The organism is Mesoplasma photuris ATCC 49581 (assembly GCF_000702725.1).
GTDB classification, from domain to species: domain Bacteria; phylum Bacillota_I; class Bacilli_A; order Mycoplasmatales; family Mycoplasmataceae; genus Tullyiplasma; species Tullyiplasma photuris.
The window spans coordinates 14,219-35,490 of record NZ_JNJI01000004.1; the positions used below are offsets into that span (position 1 = coordinate 14,219).

A 21,272-nucleotide genomic window follows, 5' to 3' on the forward strand; every position below is an offset into this window, starting at 1 on the left:
TATTAACCTCCTATTATATAATTACAAAAGTCAGCAAAAAGCTGACTTTATTTTATACATTAATTATATATAAATTATCTATTTTTTACAAGTTTTGTCAACACACTATGAGTGTATTCTGTAAACGTGCTTTCTTCGAAAATCGGTTTTTTTAATAGTTCATAAAAAGCAGGTGTTTTAATTCCGATAATATTTTCATAATAATTAATTAACACTTTTAAAAATATAATTTGATAACTCGAATCAAAATTATTAAAATTCATTTTATTTCAATTGGTATTATCTAAATACTGTAAAAAATCTATGAAACTTTCATTATGCTTTTCTTCATCTTTAATACAATTAAAACATACTAAGCCAAATTCTTTAAAATCGAAACGTCTATATATTGCTTTTTTTAAATTGCATCTAATGCACTTTTTGAATTGAATTTCAGCACCAAGATGTTTTGTAGTTTTAAATAAAAATATAACAACCATTGTAAATGGATCAATGTCTTCATTAATATTATTTAAACAAAACTTCAAAAGCTTATAAATTTCATAATTTTTATGACCATTTTCAAAACCATCATTAATAACTGATGTGATTAAATTTGCGAATAAATATTTATCATAATTATCTGATATCCCAATATTATTTTTAATTAAAACTCCGGTTTTCAATTTTGAGATTTTATCTTTAAAACTAGATTTAAATATTTCAAATTCTGAAATATTAAAAGTTTGAATTGAATATTTGTTTTTTGATACTGGTTTATTAACTCCTTTAGCAATAACGGACAACTTTCCGTATTTATCACTAAAAATAGTTACAATTTTGTCATTTTCTTCATAATTATGACTATTAATGACAATTCCTTCCATCTTTTTTTCCGGCATATTAATATTTGTTTTTGTCATATCCTAATTTTTTAATTAGTGATGGTGAGTTTCTTCAGTTTTTTTGAACTTTTACAAATAATTCAAGATTAACTTCTTTTTTAAATAATTCTCTAATTTGTTTTCGTGACTTATATCTAATATCTTTTATTTTTGAACCTTGTCTTCCAATTATAATTCCTTTTTGAGAATCACGCTCGACAATAACTGTAGCAACAATATTCATTCCTTGATCAGTTTCTTCTAATTCATCAACCATAATTGCTACTCCGTGAGGAATTTCTTGACCAGCTTTTAGTAAAATATTTTCTCTAATAATTTCTCTTATTGCAAATCTGTTTGGTTGATCTGTAATTACATCATCATCATAAAATTGATAATCATTTTCTGGTAAATGCTTAACGATCAGTTCTTTTAAAGTATCAATATTTACATCATCAACTGATGATGTAATTACGACATCTATAAAAGAATTTGTTAATTCTTTTCATTCTAAAACCTTTTTAAATAATTCATCTTTTTTAACAGAATCAGCTTTAGTAATTACCAATATTTTGTCGATGTCTTGTCTTTCAAGTTCATTTAGTATGAATCTATCATTTTTACCAATAATTTCATCTGCAGGTACTAAAAATAGAGCTAAATCAACATCCTTAATACTTCTTAATGCTGAAGCATTCATAATACGATCTAAATCTTGTTTTGGTGTGTGGATACCAGGTGTATCAACAAAAACAATTTGATATTTATCTTTTTCAGTTAAAATACCTCTGATATTATTTCTTGTTGTTTGTGCTTTATTTGTTACGATAGAAACTTTGTGTCCAATCATTTTGTTTATTAAAGTGGATTTACCAACATTTGGTCTTCCAACAATAGTTACAAATCCAGATTTAAATTGTTCCATTTTATTCTCCCTCGTCATTATAATCTTCTTCTAAAAATTTAATTTCATAATTTATATTATTTAGTTTCAAAATTTTATCTTGTAAAGCAAACATTTCCATTTCATCTTCTAGATTGGTTTCGTGATCATAACCAAGTAAGTGTAAAAAACCATGCACAAATAAAAAGCCCATCTCTTCTTCAATTGAGTGTTTATATTTAACAGCTTTTCTTTCGGCTTCTTCAATACAAATAAATAAATCTCCAAGCTCTCTAAAACCCATAATTTTAACTTCTTCATCTGACATTTCAGTTGGAAATGACGTTACATCAGCAATATATGAATGATTACGATATTGAATGTTTATTTGTTGAGCTTCATCACTATCAACAAATGAAATACTTAATAATAAATCTTCAGGAATTTTTAAATAATTTTTAGCAGATTCTAAAATATTGTTTGCAAATTTTTCTCAATTTAAAGTATTCAATTTAGTTTTATTATAGAATTCAATTTCGAACATCATTACCTCTTTTTATTATTATACTTTATATAATCATTTAAGACATAATTATACATCTTATTCTTTGTTTTGAAATAGTTTGAGTATGTAACATTTAAATTAGTAATATTGCTAATTGAAAAGTAATTTAAAAAATATAAAAATATACAAATTATATTAAAATCAAAACTTTTAAAAATCATAAACAATAAAATCATTATGTTTATGATTCCTATAAATTTTCTGATATAAAACTCCTTACCTCTAATATATTCGTTTGCAAAAAATTTGAAATAGATATTAAAACATGTTAAACAAATTAAAATAATTGATAACTCTTTGAATATAAAAATTGAAAAAATACAAACTAAAAAATTTTGGCAAATTTCAATGAAAAATAAAATTTTAAAATCTATATTTAAACATGATAGTTTTTTATATTCTTCTATTAAATTAGCATTAATTAAAATTGTAATATTTTGTTCACTTTCCTTTTTTATAGAATTTGCGTAATTAAATTCATAAATTTTATTAATGAAATTTTTAACTAATTTAATAAGAATTATTTCAAGTATCGATATTAATAATATAAATAATAGTGATCATAAAAAATACTGCTCTTCAACAATCTCTTTGATGATATTTCTTAAAAGTAACTGTTTCAAAATTAAAACAAGCATTAGAAAAATTTGTAAAATTAAAAAAGAAAAAATGGTTTTATAGTCTAAATATATTCTGATATTAAATTGTTGTTTTTCAAATTTTTCTTTCTCAATAAAAATACCGATATTTAAAAAATAATTGTTGAACTCTGAAATGCTAATTTTATATTTTTTATCTTTGCTCGAATCAAAAACAATCAATATATTTTCTTTCTTTTTAACAATTACATAGTGTTGCTGCTTTTCGCTATTTAGAATTATACAAATTATATATTTGCCGTTTTTTAAATCTTTTTCTAAATCAATTTCTTTAGCAGGAATGTTATTTATTTTGAATCTTGATAATTCTAAGGATAAAACTTCTAGATTCATGTCCTCATCATCTTTAATATTAAAAGATTTTTCCATTTCGATTATTGTAAAATTTGTTTTATTAAAAAAATTAACAACCGTGGTTAAGCATGCTGCTCCACAATTATTAATTTTAGTTTGTTTTATTATATTCATTAAACCCCTAAAAGGATTAGTTTAAAATTTTAAATTGTTCTCTAACATTCTTGGCAGTTTCTTCACCTTTTAAAATTTTTAAAACCTCTAATGAAAAATCTAAAGAATGTCCGGCACTTCTTCCCGTAGTAATGTTTTTATCTGTTATAAAAGGAACTGTCATATTCTCTTTTTTATTTTCCATAAATTGATCGCATCCAGGAAAATGTGTTACATTGAATTCTCTTTCAATAGCTTTTGCCAATACTTGTGGTCCTGCGCAAATAGCACCTACTAACTTATCCATTTGGTCAGCTTTAGTAAAAATTTCTACAACTTGCTCATTTTCTAAAATTCTATTTACTCCTGATCCACCTGGTAAAATAAACATTTCATAATCTTCTAATTTAATATCATTGATCAAAATATCTGTATGCATCGTGATGTTTCTAGCACTAGTTACAGTTGGCGTGTTTTCAATAGAAATCATATCAACTTTGATACCACCTCTTCTTAGAACATCTATAATGGTAACTGCTTCTAACTCTTCAAATGCAGTACCTAAAAATATTGCTACTCTTTTTTCCATAATAAATACCTCTTTATATTTAAATTATATAACAAAAAACGCCGAAGCGTTTTTATTCAGAACTTCCTGTCATTAGTGATGCTGGATTACCATTTCTTGCTTTTCCAGAAGAAATTAATAATGATCCAATGAAAGAAACTGCTGTTACTATAAAGCTTATTAACGGTGGTCACCATGTAAATCCATACGGAATTGCGAACCCTGTTTGATAAACTATGTATATTCCAATGGCAATTGTTCCTCATGCAAGTACAGTTGCCAAAGCTCAAACTATTAATGAAAAGATAGTTACTGTTCCAAAAGCATATTTTTGAACTTTTCAGTTAGAGTAACCAAGGGCTTTCATTAAAATCATAAACCTTTGATATTGAGAAATATAAATATCTCCAACCAGCATAATTAATAATGCTGCAGTTATAACAACAGCTACAATTAAAAGCATACCAATTGAAATCGCTAATAAAGTAATTTGATCCATTAAGGCTTTTTGAGTACTTAACAATGTTTGTGAATCAATCATCGATAACACGGGTGACACTGATATAGCAGACCCTAAACCAATACTAAACTGACCATGATTTTCAGAAGGAACAAATGAAATTCCAGAAGTTAAACCAACTGGTTCTTCAAAATTTGAAAGTTTGGCATTATGTCACATCATTGGTGCGTTTTCTAATGCGTTGTTCTCTTCAAATGTAATTGTTGATCATTCTTCTTTATCAAGCATAACAATATCATCGTTAAAGTTTCTTAATGGATACCTATCAAACTGAGAAGCATACCCATTGCTGTCTTTTTCACCAGCTTTAAGAACTTGATCTTTTTCAAAGATAGAATTATTTAAACCTATTTTTTTACTTAAAGAATAGTTTTTCATTAAGTTAGTAAATGTCATGTCAGCTAAGAATAAACTTGAGTCATATGATTTAATTTTATCAACAACTTTGATACCTATTTTTAAATCTTTATTTAAATATGATTGTTTATCAGTTTTTCCAAATCGCATTACTGATTTTTCATTTTTGAAAGCATCGTAAAATCAATAACTTGGATGATTGACTATGTTACCGATTCCGTCTTCTCTCTCATCTCCCAATGAATAACTTAAGTTAAATGGTTTTACCATAACTCATTCTGTATTATTATCAGAATATTTTAAATCATAACCTGTTTTAACACTTTTGGGAACCTCACTACCTTTTAAAGTAGTATCAAATCAATCAGTATAAGAATCTATATTTTCTAAGTCTTCAGGAATTAAAGCTCCATTAGGGAATAAGAAATCTTTTAGACCTGATGTATTTAAAATTTCAGCTTTTGGAATGAAAAGCTTTAAATCATCATATCTATAGTAAGGTCTAACATAGGCACCTTTAATTTCATTATCAGACACTGCAAAGTCATTAAACATACTTGATTTATTATTCAATTTAGTTGTATCACCAACATTTGTGTAAAGACTATCGTTTGTAAATTTATTAGAGTCTAATTCGAATGGATTTAAATAACGTGAATCTTCATTTTCGATAACACCTTTTCCGAATTTTACTAAATCATCCATACCTTGCGAACTATTGTTTTTATAATAATCAGACTTTAAGAAATTGATGTCATCATAAATTCAAGCTTGATTTGGCAATGGATTGGTATTTCCATCATTATCAACATAAGAAATTCCAGAAGCATCGGTTGAAATATCATTTATTCCACCACCAACTGGTAATTTGTAACCAGCTTTCGCCTGTTCATTAATGACTGTTGGGATTCATAATTGATTTTTACTTGAATCATAAATTTTTCATCCATTAAAGAAAATATCTTCAGATTTATTTCATGTATTATTAAATACTTTTTCAACCTTTTTAGAAGTTTCATAATCTAAAAATGGATTATTCTTTATTTCATCTTTCATTGAATATAATGAATATGCATTTTGATTTTTATCAAGTCCTGTTAATGAGAAGTTTTTACTTTCGCTTGATTTAACATCAATGATTGTTGCTAATGATTCATTTTCAGGAGAGTAGTGTTCAACGTTATAAGCGATTGAAAATTGTTCTAGTCTAGAACCATCATCTAAATAACTTCTAACAAATGGTGGTACTAAAGTTAAAATAATGCTTATAATTTGTTGTTTTCATGTATCGTTTGGATTAGATGAACCTGTTGATCCACCTGTTGATCCAACAACAGCTTTTAAAATTTCGGGAATACCTTGAGTTAAGAATGTTGAAAAATCACGAGCATTTCTAATTTTTTCATCGTCAGTTAATTGTTCACCACTATCTTGTGGATCATTTAAAGAATTTAATAAAATACCAAATAATTGATCGATCATACCAATTGAAAATGCTTGTCCATTTACTGAGTAAAAGTTATTACCAAACATTTTCATGATTAAATCTAGTAATCCTTCAGGATTACTTACAGCTTCTTTTAAAGAATGATCAATTGTTTGGGTTTGACCATCATTTAAATAGACATATTTAGAAATTGGAGAAACGTCATTGCTTGATGCTGAATAATTTTCAGGATCAATATAATAACCATATTTATTTCCTCTTTCATCAAGTTCAACCATATCCTCTGGATTTTTGTTAAAATCCTTATCTAATTCATCATGACCATTTCAGAAATTTAATGCTCCTTTTGCAAAAGGGGAATTATAAGCTGGTTCAATATTGCTATATGAGTTTGCAAATTTAGTATTTGCATAAAACGAAGTTTTAACACTGTTTGCAACAGCCGGTATTGCCAATCCCGTTGAAATGAATATCGAAGATATACCAACAACCGCTACAAGTAAAATAATAGATTTTTTACCCGAACTAGCTAATGTCAAACTGAACTTTAATGTAAATTTAGAATTTTTGAAGGCTGTATTTTTTAATGAGTTAATAATTTTTGAGTTAGATCATTTAACAGAATTTTTAAGAATTTCCATCACTGAAGTATTTGTTGTTAAATAAGCAAATACAAATGAAATTATCATTGAAAATATACCTAATACTGTAAATGCTATTGCTAAAGATACAAAATCAAATTGTAAACCGTTGTATGGTGATGAAAAATAATCACCGAAAAGTCTAGCAAAAGGTATTTGCAATAAGTTACCAGCCAATCAACCTAAAGGTATCACAAATAAAGTTATTATAACTGAATGTCCTAAATATGATGCTGCTATTGATTGAGGTGTAATACCTAAAGCTTTCAATATACCAATTTGTTTTGAATTGAAATCGATAGTTTTTTTAATACAAATTATAAGTGCAACAATTGCGATTACACCAATTATTATTGAAGAAATAATAGTTACAATATTATAAATGTTCATAACCATCGGTTGTAAAGTTCAGTTTTTTGAAAATTCACTACTCTTAAAAGGAACAACATTTAATGTTTGTCCAAATTTTGATGTTGAAGTTCTATTTACGATATCAAACTGTTCAATTAATTTATCTTTTATCGAAAATTGCATAGCATTAAATCTATTAATTTGATTTTCTAATACATTAATATCTCTACTTTTACTTGTTAAGAAAAAATTGATTGAATATTTAACTGTTCTATCAGCTTCAGATGAAGAAGTTCCAGTTCTCATATTTTCTAAAGTATCTCTTTTACCATATAGAATTGCACTTACTTTTGGTTGAGGAACCGGAAAATCTTTATCTGGTTGCGGGAAGTATGAATACGCATCTGTTGCAATAGCAACGATTGTGAAAATAGCATTTCCGACTTTAATTTTTTTACCTAAATCAATTTTATGAGCTTTTGCATATTGTTGTGATATTGCAATTTCATTAACATTAACAGGCATTCTTCCCTCAATAATTGTGAAGTTAGAACTTTTCATATCTTCGTCATTTAAAACAACCGCTCTGTATTTGGTTTGTGAAATAGAATCGAATGCAAACATTTCTTTTCTAAAGTTAGCTTTAAAATTATTCACTTCTGCAATAATACTTATTCTTTTTTGAAATAGAGCACCCCTACTAATTGATTCGATCTGATTAACTCCTAGTTTATTAATAGAACCACTTGTAAATCGATAATCATCAGATGATGACATATTTTCTAAAAATCGATTGCTGTCATCTTTTCCATTGTATAAAAACAGTTCTGTATTTTTACTATAAATTGAAAGACCAACTATTTTATCATCAGTTTTTGTTGCTGAAATTGGTGATGAAATTCCTCTAAATCCTTTTATTAATAAATTGTCTTGATTATTTTCATCTTGTGATGTAATTGCAATATTAAGTAATTGATCTTCTCCAAAATTAAGCGTATCTAAGTTAGCATGCTTAACATAATTATTATCTTTAGTAACTATGTAACTATCATTAATAGCTTTTTCTTCTGAAAACTGATAACCAGTTAAAAATTCATAAAAAGTTTCTCCAATGTTTTCTGGATTAGTTGAATTTTTTAAAAATTCATTAAAACTATTATATTGAAATGCTAATACAGAAATTGAGGTATAGTGAACATATTGTAATAATTCAAGACTTTTTATATCAAGTTCTTGTGTTTCACCATTATTGTGTTTAATAATTTTTTCGAAATCAAAATTATTTTTTAAAATATACTCACCCATTGTTGTATTTTTAAAATAAGTTTCATTTTTTGCATTAGAATCTTTAAATTCTTTTAATGAATACAATATCTCATTATTCAAAATTGATGCTTGAGTATTTGTTTTACTCAAAGCATCATTATTCATTGTTGAAAAAGTTTGTTTAAAATCTTTAGCGGCTTGGATTTGAGATTCATTAGTTGAAATTGTTTCACCTTTATATAATCTTGTTAAAAATGTTTCTTCAAAAGTAAATTTATTTTCAACATCATAAGCATCAGAAAAATAATAATCATTAAAGGTAATATTATAATTAGTTGTAGTTTTTCCACCAACTATTGTACTGTTAAGATCAGAATTTATAAAATCATAAATTAAAGGCACATCATACTGACGATTGGCACCATCCTCACCATTTTCATAAATTTCCATAGTTGATGAATAGTTAAATCTATCTACTTTTTTAACAATATTATTGTAATCATTTGTTAATCTAGCACTGACAGAAAGTGTAATTGTAAGAATTAAAGTTGCTAAAAAAGATAAAATTAAAATAATAATAAATTGAATTTTAAATTTAAAAACACCCTTAAGACCTTGTTTGAAAAGGAGAATTACATTTGATGGTATTTTTTTCATAAATTTCTCCTTTCAAATATAGAATGATTATATTATAAAACTTTAAAATTCAAAAGACATGTTTTTATACTAAGAAACAACTATTTTTTTTAAACAAAATATAATTATAAAAATGTTATAATTTAATATATTAAAATGTGGAGGTACTATGAAAAAATTATTAGCAGTTCTTGGCGTTATAACAATTTCAGCTTCCACTACTGCAACGGTTGCATGTACAACTGCTGATAAATTTAAATCAGAAATTGAAGCAACGATTTATGATTTAATCAAAACTTCAGAAGTACCTATCAAAAGCGCAATTCTTAACGTTTCTAATAATGAGAAAAAATTTAATGAAAGTTATATTAATGGATTATTAGGTGGTCAAAATGCAGTTGAAGTAATTGGTGAGCATGTTGATCCTTCTGTTATTGAAAATGGTAATACATCAAATGTTCTTATGACTGACATGTTATTAAACTATTTTGATAATGAAAAATATACTTTAAATGCTAATGATATGAAAAAAGAAGCTGACGGAAGTGAAAACGAGTTTTTAAAGTCATTAAACAAACAACATAATAATGATGAAGGTTCTATAACAGGGACTGATGAAACTTTTAAAATAATTCAAATGGTTTCTGGGATTGTAAGTTTAGTTTTTTCTTCTAACTTTTCAGATAGCATGTTCGGAATGGTTAATCAAGTTTTTGGAATAAATGCCGTTAAAGATATTGTTAACAAACTTCCAGAAATGGTAAATGGAAATGAAACAATTAAAAATATTTTAGGTATTTTTGAGCCATTAACTCCTGAAAAAGTTGATGAAAAAGTTGATGATTTATTCAACAAAATAACTGAACCTGAAAATATTGAAGAGCCTTCTATTAAAACGTATATGGAGAAGGGGAATATATTTTCTAAAATAAAAGCGATAGTTTATTATTTTGATAAAATGACTGATTTATTTTCAGAAGTACCTTATGATGAAATAACAAATTCTAAAAGAATTTTTGATGAAAAAGTTGATAATAATCAAGTTATCTATAATATTTTAACTGCTCCTGTTGACGGTGAGGAATTCACAAATGTTTTATTACATTTTGATTTAGCAAAATTTGTAAATATAATTGCGCAAGTTTTAAATAATCCAAATAATAATATTTATAATTTTCAAAAATTAATTGCAGTATTGCTTGGAAGCGGTATTGATAGTACAACAAGAACACAAATTGACAATCCAATAGTTGGAACTATTAAATTTATTATCAAAGGTGGACTTAAAGAAGATCCCGCAATGATTGAATTAAGAAACGAAATTAACTCAAATGGTGCTGAAGGTTTAGGAATATTTGAAAAAATATTTAAACCAATTAATGATTTAGTAGATAAATTAGAAAGTTTTAAAGGTATTTTTGAAAAAATAGAAGATATCATAGATTTATTACTAAATGATTTAGCTAATCAAACTGGTGATGGATTTAAACCAATAACCGCTTTGATAAAATTAGCCATTAGTTTAAATTTGGTTCCTGATAATATAAAAAATATTTTGGAAGCTTTGATTAAAAATGACAATCTTAAAAATCCTTTGAAATCTTTATATAATGGTAATCTTCTTAAAGATGTATTTGAAGCTATGGGTAATGAAAATTTAGCTACATATTTACCAAATATTAATAGCTTTTTAAGTAATCCTTTAGCGACTTCTCTAAAAGCATTTGGTGTTGATGAAAAAGTATTTGAAGATGTTAAATTCTTATATGCATTTAAAGAAAATTCTATTGTGGATTTAATCAATTTTATTAGAGATACTGTTGTTAAAAAAACAAGTCCATCTCAACCAGAATTGATTTTTAACCTAATTACTTTACAGCCATTTTTAAAAGGAATTTTAGGAAGTTTGCATAATCTTGCTGTTTTATTATTATCGGATAACAAAGAATCTGAAGAAACTTTTATGAACGAGTTTAAAAAAGCGATTGGTCTTGATCTAGAAAATAATGTATTTTACACAGGTACATTATTATATGCGCTTTCAGCTTTATATGGAAATGTTAAAGGTGATGATGATGAATCATTAGATAACGATTACTTTAAAGTTTTAGCAAACAAACGTATGCAACAAAAAACAATGAGTTCAATGACGGGATTAATTTCTTCTTTAATTAACTGACTTGATATTAATTCAATGAACAAATATGTTGAAGAAAAAATTACTCCATACTTAGAATCTAAAAATTGAACAACTTCATTAATTTCTTATGAAAATTTCGGTGAAATTAAAAATGATGCTGTTGTTATGTATAAAATTAACTATAAAAATGATGATCTTAAGCGAAATGAAGATTACGTGGTTACTTTAAAACAAGTTCCCGTTAATGGAAATGATGTTTCATCTTCAAAAAAATGAATTGTTTATGATGTTGAAAAAAAATAACCAAGTTATTAAATTAACTTGGTTTTTTCATTTTTAAATATAGTTCATAAACTTTTTTCTCATATGATGAAGAGGTTTTATTTTTATAATATTGCATTCCCACTAATTCATCAGAAATATATTGTTGATCAACTCAATCATTTTTATAATTATGAGGATTTTTATAACCTATTCCTCGACCCAACTTTTTAGCACTTTTATAGTGTGCATCTCTCAAGTGATCGGGAACATCATAAATTTTTCCTGATCTAACATCACTGAGCGCTTGAGATGTAGCTTCGTAAGCTGAATTAGATTTTTCACTCAAAGCCATTTCACAAATAGCTAATCCTAACGGAATAATTCCTTCGGGCATACCAATATTTCTAAATGCATTACAAGCTGTGAATACTCTTGCCGGAATCGCTGGATTAGCTAAACCAATGTCTTCATAAGCCATAATCACCATTCTTCGCATAAGAACCTCATAATCACCAATTTCAATTAATCGAGCAAAGTAATATAATGCAGCATCAACATCACTTCCTCTAATAGATTTTTGTAATGCTGATTTCAAATCATGAAAATCATCTCCATATGCTCCAGAAGGATTTTTAGCATATGGTAATACTTTAAGAACTAATTGCAAATCAATTTTTTTATCATTATATAATTCGATAAATAATTCTAAGTTGTTAATAAAACTTCTTACATCTCCTGCTGATAAATCTGCTAAGTACTTTAAAGCTTCGTCATTAATGTCTATTACTATTTTTTGATTGGCAATCATTTCTTTTGTATAATTAAACATTTCGTTTGTATTCAATCTTTTAAGTTCTATTATATTAGCGCGTGATCTAATCGCTGGATTAATTGTAAAAAATGGATTTTCTGTAGTGGTCGCAAATAAATAAACTTTACCTGTTTCCATATACTCTAATAAAATATCTTGTTTATCTTTGTTCATACGATGAATTTCATCAATAATTAAAATAAATTTTTTATCAGCTTCAATTGAAGAAATTATCTTTTCCAACTTTTGCTTTTTGTCAGTTGTGGCATTAAAAATTTCATAACCAATACCAAGGTCATTTGCTAAAGCAATTGCAAATGTTGTTTTGCCAATTCCACTTGGTCCATAAAAAATTAATGAAGTTGCAAATTTATTTTCGACCATTCTTTGAATTAAACTTCCTTGACTTAAAACGTGAGTTTGACCAATAATATTTTTAGTAGTTGTAGGTCTCAATAAAAATGCTAATGGTTCTTTCATAATTCCTCCAAAAAAAATAATAACTATCTTACTAGTTATTATTTTACTCTATTTATTAGTAAAAACTTGTGCGAATACTTCTTTGTAATCTTTTACAGTAACTATTTCTAACACTGCTTTTACTTCATCAGGTACTTCATCTAAATCTTTTTCATTTTTAAACGGTACTAAGATTTTTTTCAAACCAGATCTAGCTGCAGAAATTGATTTCTCTCTTAATCCACCAATCGGTAAAACATGACCTCTTAAAGTAATTTCACCTGTCATACCAATATCTCTAGATACTTCTTTATTTGTAAATGCTGAAATAAACGCTGTTGTAATTGCTGATCCAGCACTTGGTCCATCTTTAGGAACAGCACCTTCTGGAACATGTAAATGAATATCACATTTCTCAAAAATTTCAGGATCAATTCCAAATTCTTTATAATTTGACTTAACAAAACCTAAAGCGATTGAAGCTGATTCTTTCATAACTTCACCAAGCTTACCTGTTAAAATTAAGTTACCTTTTCCTGGGAAAGTATTTACTTCAATTGGTAAAATATCCCCACCAAATTGAGTGTATGCCAATCCAGTAACTACTCCAACATTTGATTGACCTTGTTTTTCAGTGTGATCAAAAATACGTTTACCAAGTAATTCATTAACCACTTTTGCATCAACAACTAAAGTTTTTAATTCTTCATTTAATTGTTTTACAATAAATTTTCTAGAAATTGTTGAAATTAATCTTTCTAATTGACGAACACCTGCTTCACGAGTATAGTATTTAATTAATTCATCAAAAGCTTCATCTTTAAATGAAATTTCTTCATTAGTTAATGCATGTTCTTCTAAAACTTTAGCAACTAAATAATCCTTAGCAATTTTCATTTTTTCAATTTCTGTATAACTTGATAAATTAATAATTTCCATACGATCATATAATGCTTCAGGAATGTTTTCTGGATAGTTTGCTGTTGCAATAAACATAACTTTACTTAAATCATATGGTTCTTCAATATAGTGATCTGAGAATTCATAGTTTTGTTCTGGATCTAATACCTCTAGCATTGCTGCAGCGGGATCTCCACGTTGATCAGATGCCATTTTATCAATTTCATCTAATAAGAATAATGGATTCTTAACTTTAGCACGTTTCATTGTCTGCATAATACGACCAGGCATAGCTCCAACATAAGTTTTTCTATGACCACGAACTTCAGCTTCATCTTTAACTCCACCTAAAGAAATTTTTACAAATTCTTTACCTAAAGCTTCTGCTATTGATTTAGCTAAAGAAGTTTTACCAACCCCTGGAGGACCAACTAATGTAATTATTTGACCTTTTAAGGTTTTAGTTTTTTGTTTTACTGCTAAAAATTCAACAATTCTATCTTTTACTTTATCCAAACCATAATGATGTTTATCTAAAACACTTTTTGCAAATTTTAAATCTTGAATATCTTCTGTTTCTTGTCATCATGGAATTGACATCATTCAGTCAATATAATTTCTTTCAACATTAGCTTCAGCTGAAGCAGATTGCATATTTTCAAATCTACTAATTGCTGTTAAGATTCTTTCCTTAACAACCTTAGGGAATGGTTCGTTTTCTAAACGTTCTTTATATTTTTCCATTACTGACTTTTCAGAATCTTCATCTTCAAGTTCTTCTTTAATAATACGCATTCTCTCGCGTAAGTAGTATTCTTTTTGTTGAGCATCCATTTTTTCTTTTAATTTTTTATTAATGTCTGCTTCGACTTCTTTAGAAACATCTTTTTTTGCTGAGTTAGTAACCAATAAATTTACACGCTTTAATAAATCAGCTTCTCCTAAAATAGCATTTCTGTTTTCAATTGATAGAAACGGCAATGACTTAGCGATTGAATCAATGACGTGTTCAATATTAATGCTAAACTCTGCATCATCCATTTCTAAAAATTGCTCAATTTCTGATTTAACACCTGGAGTTGTGTTTGCTAATTCTTGTAAAACTGAAATAATACTTAGTTTTTGATCTTCTAATTTAGTTTTATCAAAAATAATCGCTTCAACTTCAGCAAAATAAATTCCATTTTCTTCTGTTATTTGTTTAACTTTAACTCTTGTTTGACTTAAAATTTCTACAGTTAAAGTACCATCTTTTCACTCTTTTGTTAAATTAACTCTAGAGGAAGTACCGTTTTCAAAAATTTCATCTGTACTTGGATCATTATCCATAACCTTTTTTTGAGATAACACAATCATGTTACCATCGTGTTTTTCGATAGCAAATTTAATTGCTTCTTGAGTTTGTTTTCTACCCACCTCAACAGTTTCTGATTGACCAGGATATACAAAAACACCTCTCGTAATAAAAATAGGATATTTTATTATTTTATTCATATTGCCCCCTTATTTGGTACATAAATATTTTAGCATATTATTTTAGCACTTAAAAGTGTTAAGTGCTAAATTATAAAAAACAAAGCCTGAGCTTTGTTAAATTATTTTCCGTTATTTTCGTATAAGAAGTTTACAAATAAATCATTTGCGATTTCTTGTTTAACAGCTTGTGGTTGAATTGCTTGTTTAACATAATCTAACTCAACACCAAATTGTCCAGCAAGATCAGCATATTTAGTTTCAACTTGTGCATCAGTAACTTCAAATTTTTCTTTATTTTGAATTTCTGATGATACTAAGTATGTTTCTAATTTTTTACGTGCATCAACTAACATTTCAGCTTCAATATCTTTATCTGTTAATCCTGTTGCTTTTTTATATGCTTTTAAAGTTAAACCTTGACGAATAACTTCTTGTTCAAATTCACGTTTTAAATCAGCAATTTGATTATCGATTGCAGTTTTAGGTAATTCAATTTTTGATCCTTTAATGATTTCGTCCATAATTTGGTTCACAAATTGGTTTTTAAATCCAATTACTTTACGTTCTAATAATTCTGCTTTGATTTTATTTTCTAAATCAGCAAAAGTATTAACATCTTTCATGTTTAAGTCTTTAGCTAATTCATCATCTTTGTTAGGTAAGATTCTTTCTTTTACTTCTGTAATATTTAATTCAAATACTGAATCTTTTCCGGCTAATTCTGGTGTGTAATCTTCAGGGAATTTAACATCAATACTTGCTTTTCCTAATCCTAGTCCAATCATTGAAGTTTCAAAACCAGGAATAAATTGGTTAGAACCAATTACTAAAGTATGACCTTTTGCTTCTCCACCTTTAAATGCTACTCCATCAATAAATCCTTTAAAGTCAAATGTTACAACATCTCCATCAACGATTTTTGCATCAGCTTCTTTTACTTTTTCCATTGCAAATTGTTGTTGATATTGATTAACAACTTCATCAATTTCAGCTTGAGTTACTTCTGGTGTTGTTTTTTCAATTGTTTTAATTCCTGTATAAGTTCCGATTTCAATTTCAGGACGTAAATCGAATACGAAATCTAAAATTAATTCTGTTTCTGAAACTTTGAATGGAACTGGTGTTGGTGAGTTCATTGGTTCGATTTTAACATCTGAATTTCTAGCAAAATCAAATGCTGGTTCAATCATCATTCTGAATGCTTCATTATAAATTTTTGATGGTGTTAAATATTTAGCGATTTCACCTTCTGGTGCTTTACCTTTTCTAAAACCAGGAATTTCAATGTTGGCTTTTACTCTATTTTTAGCTTTTGCTAAAATATCAGTTCATTCTTTACCTTCAATTGTTACTGTTCATTTTCCTTGGCCATTTTCAATTATTTTACTTTCTGTGAATTTCATTTATATTCTCCTTTTAATTTTATTATCTGCTATAAGCTACAGCAATATTTCTTGGTTTAATATTTAAAGTTTGTGTGATCACTTGCTCAATATTTTTCATAATTTTCGCTTCTTCAAATACGAATTCTTTTTTAGTATCTAATACAACTTTTACCAAAACATATAATAAGTTATCATGATAAATATCTGTGATAACTTCAATATTTACAGCATTGTTACCAATTGCGTTAAAAGCAGCAGATTGGATCAATTTGTTTAGTGCGTATTGCTCAATATCTAAAGCTCCACGCGAATTTCTTTCAATTGAAATATACATATTAAATACCTCCGTTTATTGTATTATTGTGCTCTACCAGTGTATTTACCATCTAATGTAGAGATGATAACTTTTGTACCTTCATTAATAAATAAAGGAACCATAATTTCTAAACCTGTTTCGACAACAGCTTTTTTTTGAGCTCCAGATGTTGTATCACCTTTAACTGCAGCTTCAGCTTCAGTTACTACTAATTCAACTTTATCTGGTAAAGAAATTCCTAAAATTTCTCCTTCATATTCAGTCATTTTAATCATTAATCCATCTGTTAAGAATTTAGCTTCTCATTCTAGGCTTGACATTGGAATTTGAACTTGTTCATAAGTATCAGTATCCATTAAATATGCATCATTTCCATCATTATATAAATATTGCATATCTTTTTTTTCGATCATTGCTTTATTTACTTTGTCTCCACCTGTGAATGTTATTTCAACTCTAGCACCAGTTCTTAAATTTTTAACTTTAACAGTTACTTTTCCTTGTTGTCTACCAGTTTTAGAAAATGATTGATCGATAACAATGAATATATTACCTTCGTATAAGAAAGTTGTTCCAGGACGTAAGTCATTTACTTGCATTTATTTTCTCCTTATTTTTAGAATAATTCTATGTAATTATACCATTTATAGTTATTTATTAAAATGTATCGGTAAAAATTAATTTTTTGAATCGATTTTTATTCAAGACACAATATAGTCCAATGGCGGCCACACAAGATACAGCAAATTGAACTGAATCAACAATCACTTCTTTGATTAATGCACTCATTTCAAAATTATTAATTAAATATGAATATGGTATGTATAAAAACACAAGACTTGAAGCTAATATCATTATTAAATAAATTAATTTACTTTTTTTAGATGCTGTGATCACAAGAAATATTAGTATATTGATAATTATTGTTAAAGGTATATAGATAAAACCACCATTGATCATATCAATAATTGCTCCGTAAACAATTCCGGTAATTAACATACTTGGTCCAGGAATTAAACCACATAGAGCAATGTACAATCCTGTTGATAATTGAAAAGTTGAATCTCCAATTTTAATAAAAATCGTTACTAAAGATACAACAACCAATACTGCGGTTATCATTGCTGTTAATGTGATATATTTAGTGTTGAAATACTTTTTCATTATTTAAAAATATCTCCAATTTTTAAATCATTCAAATTGTTTTTTTTATATAAACCAGCATCAATCATTTGTTTACCAGGTCTTTGAATTTCTAAAATTTTTATTAAACCATTAGAAGTATGTACAATTATTCCCTCATTATCAAAATTAATGATTTCTCCAACTTTTTTTATATTCATTGTTGAAATAACAAGTTCATCATTGTTCAAAACACGACTAGATTTAATTTTGTATCTTTGATCATTTATAAAAGTGTGAGCGATTGGATTTGGTGAAAGTGATCTAATATGATTGAAAATATCTCTAGCTGATTTTGATCAATCAATTTTTTCTTCTTCTGTTGAAATATTTTTAGAAAAAGTCACTTTAGATTCATCTTGATCAACTAATTTTAATTCACCAACATAAATTTTTTCTAAATTTTCCTTGATCATTTTTGAACCCAATAATGTCATCTTTTCAAAAAGTGAACCAGCATCATCTTTATCTTCAATATCAATTTCTTCTTGAATATAATAACCACCAGCATCCATTTCTTTAACCATTTTCATTATTGATATTCCAGTTTTTGAATCACCATTTTTAATTGCGTATTGAATTGGAGCACCACCTCTGTATTTTGGTAATAAACTTCCATGTACATTGATAGAATCAATTTTAGCAAGATTTAATATTTTAGTTGGAACAAATTGACCATAGGCACATGTAACTAAGAAATCATAATCTAGTAATGATAATTCATCAAAAATTTCTGAAATTTTTGATGGTTGAAAAATCCTGATGTTATTTTCTTGAGCTACTTTTTTAACAGGAGTTGGTGTTAACACTTTATTTCTACCAACCATTTTATCAGGTTGTGAAATAACAGCGATAACATCAACATTTTTCATTTCAATTAATGTTGACAAAATGCCAGCGCCAATCTTTGGTGTTCCACAAAAAATTACTTTTATTTTATTCATATGCCTCCTTATATTTTTTGTATATTTCTTCTACTTTCTTAAGAATTACAACCATAGCCATTGTATCTCTATTACAATATTTGATCATGTCTGGTAAAATTCTGTTTTTAAAAGCTGCTTCAGGAATATTTCCATCAACATACTCTCTAAATGTTTGTGAAGCCTTGTCACCTTTATTAATAACTAAATCATTATATGAGAAATTTGGCTCTAAAGCTGGTTGAGTTTTTTTGATTGAATAACTACCTTTGAAGTGTGGGTGATAAATTAAAAAATCAGTTGTTTCTTTTTTAGAACTTCCTGCAAAAAAATCCATTAAATCTATTGTGTTTTGAATGATATAAAAAATTGGTTTTTCAAATTGAGGATAAACAACTGCTAGACATTTTAAAACCGTTTTTTCAAATGATTCATTGTAAGCAACATAAACTCCTTTTCCATCTCTAAACATATCTTTTAAAAAGTTGATTAAAAATTGTGGGCGAGGATCTTCTATATCTTCTCCAATAAATTGATAATGATTCATCGTTGATTCATTATTATAATCATATTCATTATTTAAAATAACATCAATTGAATATTGAAATGGAATTTGTTGATATGGTGTAGATTTTTCAAATCTCGGTACTGCATGTTTGATTGTTTCAAAATCATACATGTAAACTGGATATTTTTGATAATCACTTAAAACTCTTTCCAATACATCGATGTTGTTACTATCTATGCATTTTGAAATATCTTTATTAATAAGTTCTTTGTTTTTAACACCATAAAAAATTCTTTGATGTCTATAAGTGAAACGGCTTTTGCCATCTTTTTTTCTAGGTAAATTTGGATCTTCTAAACTATTTAAATCGTCTAAATAAACAATCCCTAATTCCCTATAAATTTCTGCTTTAAAAACTTTATCAAACTTAGAAAAATCAAATATAGTATCTTCTTGTTTATCAAATCATGGTAAAACATGAGAACAATATGGTGTTTTACTTTCATTTGCAGTTTTATATATTCAGCCAGCTTTAATACTTTTTCTAACTATTGGTGTTTCACATAAAAATTTATTCATGTATTTTTCGATTTCTAAATCGTTTAAACTTAGAATATTTGAAAGATTTTCAAATATTCAGTCCATATCAAAAGTTGATTGAAATCTTCTATATTCTTCTATTAAGGTCATTCTATTTTGATCATCACCATGAGAAAATGCATCTAAAAAGAAATACTTTTCTAATTCAATATCTTTATTTTTTAAAACTTTACCAGGTACTGATAAAGTTTTTACAATATCATATGCTTCTTCAAAATCAATTTTTCCATATGTTTCATAATTAGCTGTTCCTAATTTTGAAATTTTAGAGAAGTTATTAGGAAGATTACCTTCTCCTTTATAATAAGAACTATCAATTCTACAAATAAAAATATCATCTACTATGTATCCATTTTTTTCTAAAATATAAACTTGATACATAACATCATAAAAATGTTCAATTTTAACTTTAGAAGTTGCTTTAACTTCATACAAAGCAACATGGTTATCTTTTTTAATTTCTAAAATATCACAACGAGTAAGTAGTTTAAAATCCTCATATTGAAAAGCTGGTTCATATAAATATTTAATTTTTTGGTTAGTAAGTGCTTCTTTAGTTTTAACTACAGCTTCATTCGAATTTTTATGCCTTACTAAATTAATAGATTCTCAATCTATATTTTTAAGATTATTTTCATATTGCAATTTTTCATCAAAATATTTGCGAGCTTTTTCTCCAACTTCATTTCCATCAGCTATAGTTTCTCCAGAAAATTTAGAAATTTCAAATCCCATTGGATCTTCTCATAATTCTTCTCATTCTTTGGCAAGCTTCTCATAATCTTCAGAATCCTTATTTAAATTCATATATGTTTCATATACATCAATTGAAGATGCATCTGATGAATACTCATCATTAGAATTTAATTCAGCATCTAAAAAATATTCAAATTTATGCTCTGCTTTTCATTGAACACTTTTTGCAAAATTTTCTTTTGTATTAAAAATTCAGGCAGCTTTAGCACAATCAACGAGTGCTAATTTAAAAATCTCTTTTTTTACGGGTGTTTTTAATTTCATAAATACCTCATTCATATAAATTATATCTTTTTTGAGTATAAAAAAAATAGTCATCAAAAACTATTCCTTATTATATTTAGTGTAT

Annotated in this window: 15 protein-coding genes; 1 reads left to right on the forward strand and 14 read right to left on the reverse strand. The window is 26.7% G+C overall.

Annotation, left to right across the window (positions count from 1 at the left end; all coding sequences use genetic code 4):
• Positions 1–74: 74 nt before the first annotated feature.
• Genes recO through T347_RS0102340 form a run of 6 tightly spaced genes read right to left on the reverse strand, consistent with a single transcriptional unit; the run spans position 75 to position 9,224 of the window.
• Positions 75–881: a DNA repair protein RecO gene (recO, locus tag T347_RS0102315; RefSeq protein ID WP_169734480.1), complete on the reverse strand. Its 807-nt coding sequence runs from the start codon at positions 879–881 to the stop codon at positions 75–77.
• 1 nt (position 882) lies between these two features.
• Entirely contained in the window at positions 883–1,788 is a 906-nt protein-coding gene (era, locus tag T347_RS0102320) for a GTPase Era (RefSeq protein WP_031542908.1), read from the reverse strand.
• A 1-nt stretch (position 1,789) separates the two neighbouring features.
• The gene (gene ybeY / locus T347_RS0102325; RefSeq protein WP_031542911.1) at positions 1,790–2,290 is read right to left on the reverse strand and encodes an rRNA maturation RNase YbeY; all 501 of its coding nucleotides are present in this window, start codon (positions 2,288–2,290) and stop codon (positions 1,790–1,792) included.
• Between the two features lie 2 nt (positions 2,291–2,292).
• Complete coding sequence (locus T347_RS0102330) at positions 2,293–3,438, reverse strand: cysteine peptidase family C39 domain-containing protein (RefSeq protein WP_031542913.1); 1,146 nt, start codon at positions 3,436–3,438, stop codon at positions 2,293–2,295.
• A 16-nt stretch (positions 3,439–3,454) separates the two neighbouring features.
• Complete coding sequence (locus T347_RS0102335; protein ID WP_051636034.1) at positions 3,455–4,006, reverse strand: DJ-1 family glyoxalase III; 552 nt, start codon at positions 4,004–4,006, stop codon at positions 3,455–3,457.
• 52 nt (positions 4,007–4,058) lie between these two features.
• The gene (locus tag T347_RS0102340; protein WP_031542917.1) at positions 4,059–9,224 is read right to left on the reverse strand and encodes an ABC transporter permease; all 5,166 of its coding nucleotides are present in this window, start codon (positions 9,222–9,224) and stop codon (positions 4,059–4,061) included.
• Between the two features lie 148 nt (positions 9,225–9,372).
• On the opposite strand from T347_RS0102340, the gene T347_RS0102345 reads away from it, so the two are divergent.
• A complete protein-coding gene (locus T347_RS0102345; RefSeq protein ID WP_031542918.1) occupies positions 9,373–11,646 on the forward strand; it encodes an MOLPALP family lipoprotein in 2,274 nt (757 codons plus the stop codon).
• Positions 11,647–11,659: 13 nt separating this feature from the next.
• On the opposite strand, the gene T347_RS0102350 is transcribed toward T347_RS0102345, so the two are convergent.
• The 8 genes from T347_RS0102350 to T347_RS0102385 form a co-directional block, all read right to left on the reverse strand.
• Positions 11,660–12,898: a replication-associated recombination protein A gene (locus T347_RS0102350; protein WP_031542920.1), complete on the reverse strand. Its 1,239-nt coding sequence runs from the start codon at positions 12,896–12,898 to the stop codon at positions 11,660–11,662.
• A 48-nt stretch (positions 12,899–12,946) separates the two neighbouring features.
• Positions 12,947–15,271 carry an endopeptidase La gene (gene lon / locus T347_RS0102355; RefSeq protein ID WP_031542923.1) on the reverse strand — a complete coding sequence of 775 codons (2,325 nt, stop codon included), beginning with the start codon at positions 15,269–15,271 and terminating at the stop codon, positions 12,947–12,949.
• 101 nt (positions 15,272–15,372) lie between these two features.
• Entirely contained in the window at positions 15,373–16,656 is a 1,284-nt protein-coding gene (tig, locus tag T347_RS0102360; RefSeq protein ID WP_031542925.1) for a trigger factor, read from the reverse strand.
• A 22-nt stretch (positions 16,657–16,678) separates the two neighbouring features.
• Positions 16,679–16,972 carry an MMB_0454 family protein gene (locus T347_RS0102365; protein WP_031542927.1) on the reverse strand — a complete coding sequence of 98 codons (294 nt, stop codon included), beginning with the start codon at positions 16,970–16,972 and terminating at the stop codon, positions 16,679–16,681.
• Positions 16,973–16,995: 23 nt separating this feature from the next.
• Positions 16,996–17,553 carry an elongation factor P gene (gene efp / locus T347_RS0102370; RefSeq protein ID WP_031542929.1) on the reverse strand — a complete coding sequence of 186 codons (558 nt, stop codon included), beginning with the start codon at positions 17,551–17,553 and terminating at the stop codon, positions 16,996–16,998.
• A 58-nt stretch (positions 17,554–17,611) separates the two neighbouring features.
• Positions 17,612–18,118, reverse strand: a complete 507-nt coding sequence (locus tag T347_RS0102375; protein ID WP_031542931.1) for an ECF transporter S component family protein — start codon at positions 18,116–18,118, stop codon at positions 17,612–17,614.
• Entirely contained in the window at positions 18,118–19,080 is a 963-nt protein-coding gene (gene fmt, locus T347_RS0102380; protein ID WP_031542933.1) for a methionyl-tRNA formyltransferase, read from the reverse strand. The genes T347_RS0102375 and fmt overlap by 1 nt, the downstream gene beginning before the upstream one ends.
• Positions 19,073–21,187, reverse strand: a complete 2,115-nt coding sequence (locus tag T347_RS0102385; RefSeq protein ID WP_051636035.1) for a DUF2779 domain-containing protein — start codon at positions 21,185–21,187, stop codon at positions 19,073–19,075. Before T347_RS0102385 ends, fmt begins: the two co-directional genes overlap by 8 nt.
• Between the last annotated feature and the right edge of the window lie 85 nt (positions 21,188–21,272).